General features: G+C 47.8%; 6 protein-coding genes. 4 read left to right on the forward strand and 2 right to left on the reverse strand.

Translation table 11 applies throughout. The features are described from left to right. A partial coding sequence (locus Q0389_RS07125) for a hypothetical protein (RefSeq protein WP_298693140.1) occupies positions 1–610 on the reverse strand: 610 nt, incomplete at its 3' end. 192 nt (positions 611–802) lie between these two features. Between Q0389_RS07125 and rpsU the strand changes: the two genes are divergently transcribed. The 4 genes from rpsU (at position 803) to Q0389_RS07145 (ending at position 4,530) form a co-directional block, all read left to right on the forward strand. Next, positions 803–1,015 carry a 30S ribosomal protein S21 gene (gene rpsU, locus Q0389_RS07130; protein WP_015652475.1) on the forward strand — a complete coding sequence of 71 codons (213 nt, stop codon included), beginning with the start codon at positions 803–805 and terminating at the stop codon, positions 1,013–1,015. A gap of 119 nt (positions 1,016–1,134) precedes the next feature. Next, entirely contained in the window at positions 1,135–2,298 is a 1,164-nt protein-coding gene (gene purT, locus Q0389_RS07135) for a formate-dependent phosphoribosylglycinamide formyltransferase (RefSeq protein WP_298693142.1), read from the forward strand. Then, complete coding sequence (locus Q0389_RS07140) at positions 2,295–3,221, forward strand: D-2-hydroxyacid dehydrogenase (RefSeq protein ID WP_298693144.1); 927 nt, start codon at positions 2,295–2,297, stop codon at positions 3,219–3,221. Before purT ends, Q0389_RS07140 begins: the two co-directional genes overlap by 4 nt. 82 nt (positions 3,222–3,303) lie before the next feature. Then, positions 3,304–4,530 carry a diguanylate cyclase gene (locus Q0389_RS07145; protein WP_298693146.1) on the forward strand — a complete coding sequence of 409 codons (1,227 nt, stop codon included), beginning with the start codon at positions 3,304–3,306 and terminating at the stop codon, positions 4,528–4,530. 5 nt (positions 4,531–4,535) lie between these two features. On the opposite strand, the gene Q0389_RS07150 is transcribed toward Q0389_RS07145, so the two are convergent. Further along, positions 4,536–5,441 carry an AEC family transporter gene (locus Q0389_RS07150; RefSeq protein WP_298693149.1) on the reverse strand — a complete coding sequence of 302 codons (906 nt, stop codon included), beginning with the start codon at positions 5,439–5,441 and terminating at the stop codon, positions 4,536–4,538. Between the last annotated feature and the right edge of the window lie 529 nt (positions 5,442–5,970).

The raw sequence follows: 5,970 nt of genomic DNA on the forward strand, positions 1-5,970 counted from the left end.
GGGTTATATTGAGGGCGGAGATAATAAGGCCGATGAGCGCCACCGCAATGTTTTTGATCAGAAGCGTTTTGAGATCGAGCTGAGGAAACGAGACATAGAGGATCGCATTGAGAAGCACCAGCAGGATAATATTGCCCAAAATGGTCGTGAAAATGGCCAAAACCATCTTCTTGCCGAAGGATATAAACGGGAATCGTTCGCTTAGAGGAATCGTGACGACCCACTCTTCAAGGCGGATAACAAAAAGGATAAAAACGGGAATTATGAACAGCAGCAGCAGCGGCAGAACAGCCATCTGCGCCAGAATAAACCGGTCAAATGCGATAAACGATTTTCCGATCAACACCACCGTCGGGCCGAAAAAGGTGTAGAGGAATTGCCCGAATAAAAACCAGTATGGAAGGCGGGAGATGGTTTTAGCCGTTTCGTCATTCCCTTGGACGGAAGAGTTCATAGCCTTTTCGATAGATGTAAGGGCTCGGTTGAATCCGACCAGCATCGCAGTCGTAGCGATCGCCATGTAGACGATCATCGGTGCGGAAAGGAGAATCGATAAAAGCTCCTCAATGGTGAAAAGATGGGAAAATGCAAGTAAAAATATCCATGCCATCGGAGGAACCATCATTCCGATGAATATGAGCCATATAAGCCTTTTTCGAGGGTGCATCCGAATTTCTCCCGTGAGGTGACTTTTCCTTATTGAAGTAATAATAGCCAATAATAGGATAAAAAATGGCCTTCTTCTCAGAAAACTATGGTAAAATTCGGATTCAAAAATTTTAAATAGAAAGTAGGTGATTGCATGCCTGGTATCGTTCTTAGACAAGATGATAACTTTGATGCTGCTTACCGCCGTTTCAAAAAACAAACAGATCGTAATCTGATTGTTACTGAAGCCCGTGCTCGTCGTAACCACGTTACAGAGACTGAAAAGCGTAAACAATTCAAAATCAGCGCTCGCAAAAAGATGTTGAAACGTCTGTATATGATGCGACGTTACGAATCTCGCCTGTAATCCTCGCGCTTCGGCGCTTGGGTTATACCCTTCCCTTCTTATTCACATTTCATCCCTAACCAATCCTTTACGAACCCTATGCTAAACTTCGTGTAAACATTTCTGCACAAGGCTATCCCATGCTCTTTAGCGCACCTCTCAAAAGCAATTCCAAAAAAATCATGTTGTTAGGTTCCGGCGAACTCGGAAAAGAAGTGGCCATCGAGGCTCAGCGTCTCGGGATCGAAGTGATCGCCGTTGATCGTTATTCACATGCTCCGGCACACCTCGTCGCTAACCGTTCCCATGTAGTGAACATGCAAGACAAAGAGGCGGTATTAAAAATAATCCGTAAAGAGAAGCCGGATTTCATTCTCCCTGAAATCGAAGCGATCAGTATCGATGCGTTGTTTACGGCAGAAGCCGAAGGGTTCTGCGTTATCCCGAATGCCGAAGCGGTCAACAAAACGATGAACCGCAAAAATATCCGCCGTTTTGCTGCGGAAGAGTTAGGGCTTAAAACAAGCCGTTACCATTTTGTGAGTACGTATGAGGATATGTGCACTGCGGCGGAAGATGTCGGATTTCCGTGCGTGATTAAACCGGTTATGAGCAGTTCGGGGCACGGACAAAGTATTGCACGGAGTCCTGAGGATTTACCGGCTTCCTGGGAGATGGCCAAAGAGGCGCGCGGCGATGCAAGCGAGCTGATCGTCGAAGAGTTTATCCGATTTGATTACGAGATCACATTGCTAACGGCGCGTAACGGAGTCGAGACGGTATTTTGCGAGCCGATCGGGCATATCCAAAAAGACGGTGACTATATCTACAGCTGGCAGCCGATGGAGATGTCCAAAAAAGCGCTCAAACGTTCTCAAAAAATAGCGAAAACCATTACCGACGGATTGGGCGGAAAAGGGTTGTTCGGGGTTGAGTTGTTTGTGAGAGGCGATGAGGTCTATTTCAGTGAAGTAAGTCCACGTCCGCATGATACGGGGATGGTGACGCTGATTACCCAAAGCCAGAGCGAATTTGCCCTCCATGTGCGTGCGGTGCTGGGTCTTCCTCTCGGATTTACCTTCTATGGTGACGGTGCGAGCGCGGCGTTTAAATCCACGGTTGAATCGCATACGCCGGTCATCGATGTGGCTGATGAACTTTTTGACGACAACAGTTTTGTCCGTGTATTCGGAAAACCGGAAGCGCATGTCGGTCGCCGTATGGCGGTTGTCCTCGTGTTTGACAAAGTGAATAAAGCGCTCAAAAAAGCGAAAAAGTTGATCAAAGGGATCAAAGACGCATGAACATTGTCTTACTTGATACGCTAACCTACGGTGATACATCGCTAGAAGGGTTTAATGCATTAGGCGCTGTTTGTGTATACTCCACCACATCTGCCGAAGAGACACCGGAACGTGTTCGTGATGCTGAGGTGATCGTCACTAACAAAGTAGTGATTAATGATGCCGTGATGGAAGCCGCACCCTCTCTCAAACTCATCTGTGTCGCGGCAACAGGGATGAATAACATCGACCATGAAGCCGCCGCACGTCGCGGGATTACTGTTAAAAACGTCGCGGGTTATTCGACCGACGCTGTTGTACAACATACCTTCAGTATGCTGTTTTACCTGATGGGACATAGCCGTTATTATGACGAATACGTTAAAAGCGGTGGATGGCAGAAAGAGGCGGTATTTGCCCATATCGGCCCGTCTTTCAGCGAACTGCGCGGCATAACGTGGGGAATTATCGGTCTTGGCGAAATCGGTCGCGGCGTGGCAAACGTCGCTAAAGCTTTCGGGGCTAACGTTTGTTATTATTCAACGTCAGGTCAAAACGACAACGGAGAGTTCGAAAAAACGACACTCAGCCGTTTGATTGAAAACAGCGACATTATTTCAATCCATGCTCCTCTCAATGCCTCGACGGAGAACCTGATTTCACACTCCGAACTGTTACAGATGAAAGACGGCGCCGTACTGCTCAATCTCGGACGGGGAGGAATCGTCGATGAAGACGCCCTTTCGGTCATCATCGATGTGAAACCGATTTTTGTGGGATTGGACGTACTCTCACGCGAACCGATGCAGACGCCTCACCCGCTTTTGAGTATTCAGCATCCCGAACGTCTCTATATCACTCCCCATATCGCCTGGACGTCGCGCGAAGCACGGCAGCGCCTCATCGAATCGACAATCGAGAATATCCGCAGTTTTCGCGTTTAAAACAGCCAAGTTTCTTTGTTTTATCCGGTTTTTATCTATAGAGTGCTAATACTATAATAAGAGCTAGAAACAAAGAGGGACAGTGGGTCAAGATAAAAACGTAAAACGGTTCGGTTCGTTTGTCAAACGGGTAGTCGCCGGATCGGCAGGAATGGGAATTATTCTATTTGTCCTCTATTGGATAGTGGTTTCCCAAACGAGTAACAATCCCGTAATAGAGCAGACGAAGCAGACCGGACGGCTGATTTTCACAATGTTTTACACCGCTATGCAAAACGGGTGGGGTGAACGTGAAATCGATATGATGACACAACGGATCAATCAAGATCAGGATAAGATGCACGTTGAGCTGTATCGCGGCCCTTTGGTTGAAGCTCTTTACGGTAAACGTGCGGAGCAAAAGCCGTTTCGGATGATCAACGAAGATGAGATATCCTTGGCGGAGGAGGGGATGATCCGATACCGTTATGCGATCAAATTCGAGCATGCCTGTTTGCAGTGTCATATCAATGCGGATATCGGAAATACGGCCGGAGTATTGGAACTGGTATTTCCGTTGGGTGATTTTTCGGTCAGTAGCGGTTATTTAGTGAAGATGATGACGGCTATTTTTATCGTGACCCTTTTATCGATTAGCTTTGTTCTATACAGAATGCTTAAACGACAGTTTATCCTTCCTCTGGACGATTTCGTCACCCAGGTCGATACGATTATGTCGCATAAAGATTTACGCAAAGAGGTTGTCGTTAATACGACGATTGCCGAATTGGATCATCTTAAAAATGCATTTAATAAACTACGGGGAGAACTTGCCGATTCGTTTGAAACGATTAAACATTCGGCGGAAAAAGACGAACTGACCGGAGTATATAATCGTCTTAAACTCAATGAAGTGCTGACCCGTTATGCTCAAAGTCCTTTAGCGGCATCGATGCTGTTGTTTGATTTGGACAAATTTAAACCGATCAACGATCGATACGGGCACGACGTGGGGGATGAAGTCCTCAAACGCTTTGCCAACGTTATTTTGCAAAACCTCAAAGGGCGCGATTATGTTTTCCGGCTGGGCGGTGACGAGTTTTTGGCACTGCTTCCGCATACGCAGGCTATCGATGCCGAATTGATTGCATTGCAGATTCAAGAAGAGCTACGCAGTACACCGCTGGTCGTCGATCACGGTATGATCGTGATCGGGTGCAGTTACGGACTGGTTTACAGCGAAGATATCGGACATTCGTTCGATGAGCTGTTTCGGAAGGCGGATCAATCGATGTACGCAGACAAAAACGCTAAAAACGTTTCTCGCTGATCCGTTTAAAATAAATGGAGTAACGTCGGTAAGATCGGCGCGATCCCTAAAAAGATAGCGGATGTCATAAAGACCTGAATCGTAACGGTTCGGGGAGTGCAGTGATAGAGCGATGCCAAATTGACGTTAGCAACCGCCATCGGGACGAGAAGTTCCAAAAATAAAATCCCTTTTACCATCGGATCCATCTCTACCGCACTTAAGACTCCGAACGCGATCAGGGGGATGAAGATAAATTTCGTCCCGTTCACCCAAAGGGTCAAACGGATTTTCAGCTCTCCCATTTTAATCCCGTACAGGTAAATCCCGAACAATATCAGCTGCATCGTCATCGAGGCATATGCCCCCATCATCAGTGTCTTGTCGACAGCCGGGCTGGGACGATAGCCGATTAGGTTAAGAGCGATAGCCGCTATAGCGGCCCAGAGAACGGGTAGCTTGAGAATGTTGAGCAGCGAATTGCGTACGTCGAATTCTCCACGCGAATAATAAAATACCCCTACCGTAGAGACGACAAAAACATTGACCAGATTGATCAATGTAGTATAGGGGATGCTCTCTTCCCCGAACATCGCGATGGCTAGAGGAATACCCAGGTTTCCGGTATTGCCGATCAGTGCCGCGACGGTGGCGATGGAGCGTTCTTTGGTGTCGTGAAACAGGAGTTTTGCAAGAGGTATCATCAATAACAAAGAGGCAACGGTGATCGCCAGATAAAGAGAGGGGGCAAACAAAAGCGCCGTGTCGATGGGGCGTTTGAGCAATCCCCAGAACGTCAGAAAAAGCTGTAGAAAATAGACGCTGAGCAGCGTGATGGTACGGTCGTCTATTTTTTCTTTGAATGCCCATTTCGCACCGAAACCGACGGCGATAAAAAGGTAGATACCGAGGATAGAGAATAAAGTTTGCATTATCTTTTTTTGATGGGTATTGTAGCAAAAAAATTAGTATTGATTTTTGAGAGATCGCTAACACCCGATGGGGTACAATCCCGCCAACAAGGAGTCAAACTATGGCCAAAGTATTGATTATCGGAAGCGGCGGTGCCGGATTGGTGAGTGCGTTAGCGGCGCATGAAGCGGGTGCGGAAGTAATCGTCGCTTCGAAAACGTTGCCGACGCGGTCGCAAACCTCAATGGCGCAGGGGGGGATGAACGCCGTTTTAGGCGGTGACGATACGATTGCGTCGCATATCGCCGATACCCTCCGCTCTTCCGGAGGATTGGGGGATGAGGGGCGGATCGCTTTTATGTGTGAACAGGCTCCCGAAGCGATCCGCTGGTGCAACCGGATCGGATTGCCTTTTAGCCGCAACGGCGAGGGAGATATCGCCCGCAGACGTCTGGGGGGTGCGAGTGCACCGCGTGCCTGTTACGCTCAGGATTACACGGGAAGATCGGAAGAGCACACGTCTGAACTCCAGTCACATTCCTTTATCTC

Source organism: uncultured Sulfuricurvum sp. (assembly GCF_937936435.1).
GTDB lineage: Bacteria > Campylobacterota > Campylobacteria > Campylobacterales > Sulfurimonadaceae > Sulfuricurvum.

What these genes read in the sequence shown, in the direction of transcription:
- rpsU (WP_015652475.1), top strand. Translation starts at nt 803, where the DNA reads ATGCCTGGTATCGTTCTTAGACAAGATGATAACTTTGATGCTGCTTAC.
- purT (WP_298693142.1), top strand. Translation starts at nt 1,135, where the DNA reads ATGCTCTTTAGCGCACCTCTCAAAAGCAATTCCAAAAAAATCATGTTG.
- Q0389_RS07140 (WP_298693144.1), top strand. Translation starts at nt 2,295, where the DNA reads ATGAACATTGTCTTACTTGATACGCTAACCTACGGTGATACATCGCTA.
- Q0389_RS07150 (WP_298693149.1), bottom strand. Translation starts at nt 5,441, where the DNA reads ATGCAAACTTTATTCTCTATCCTCGGTATCTACCTTTTTATCGCCGTC.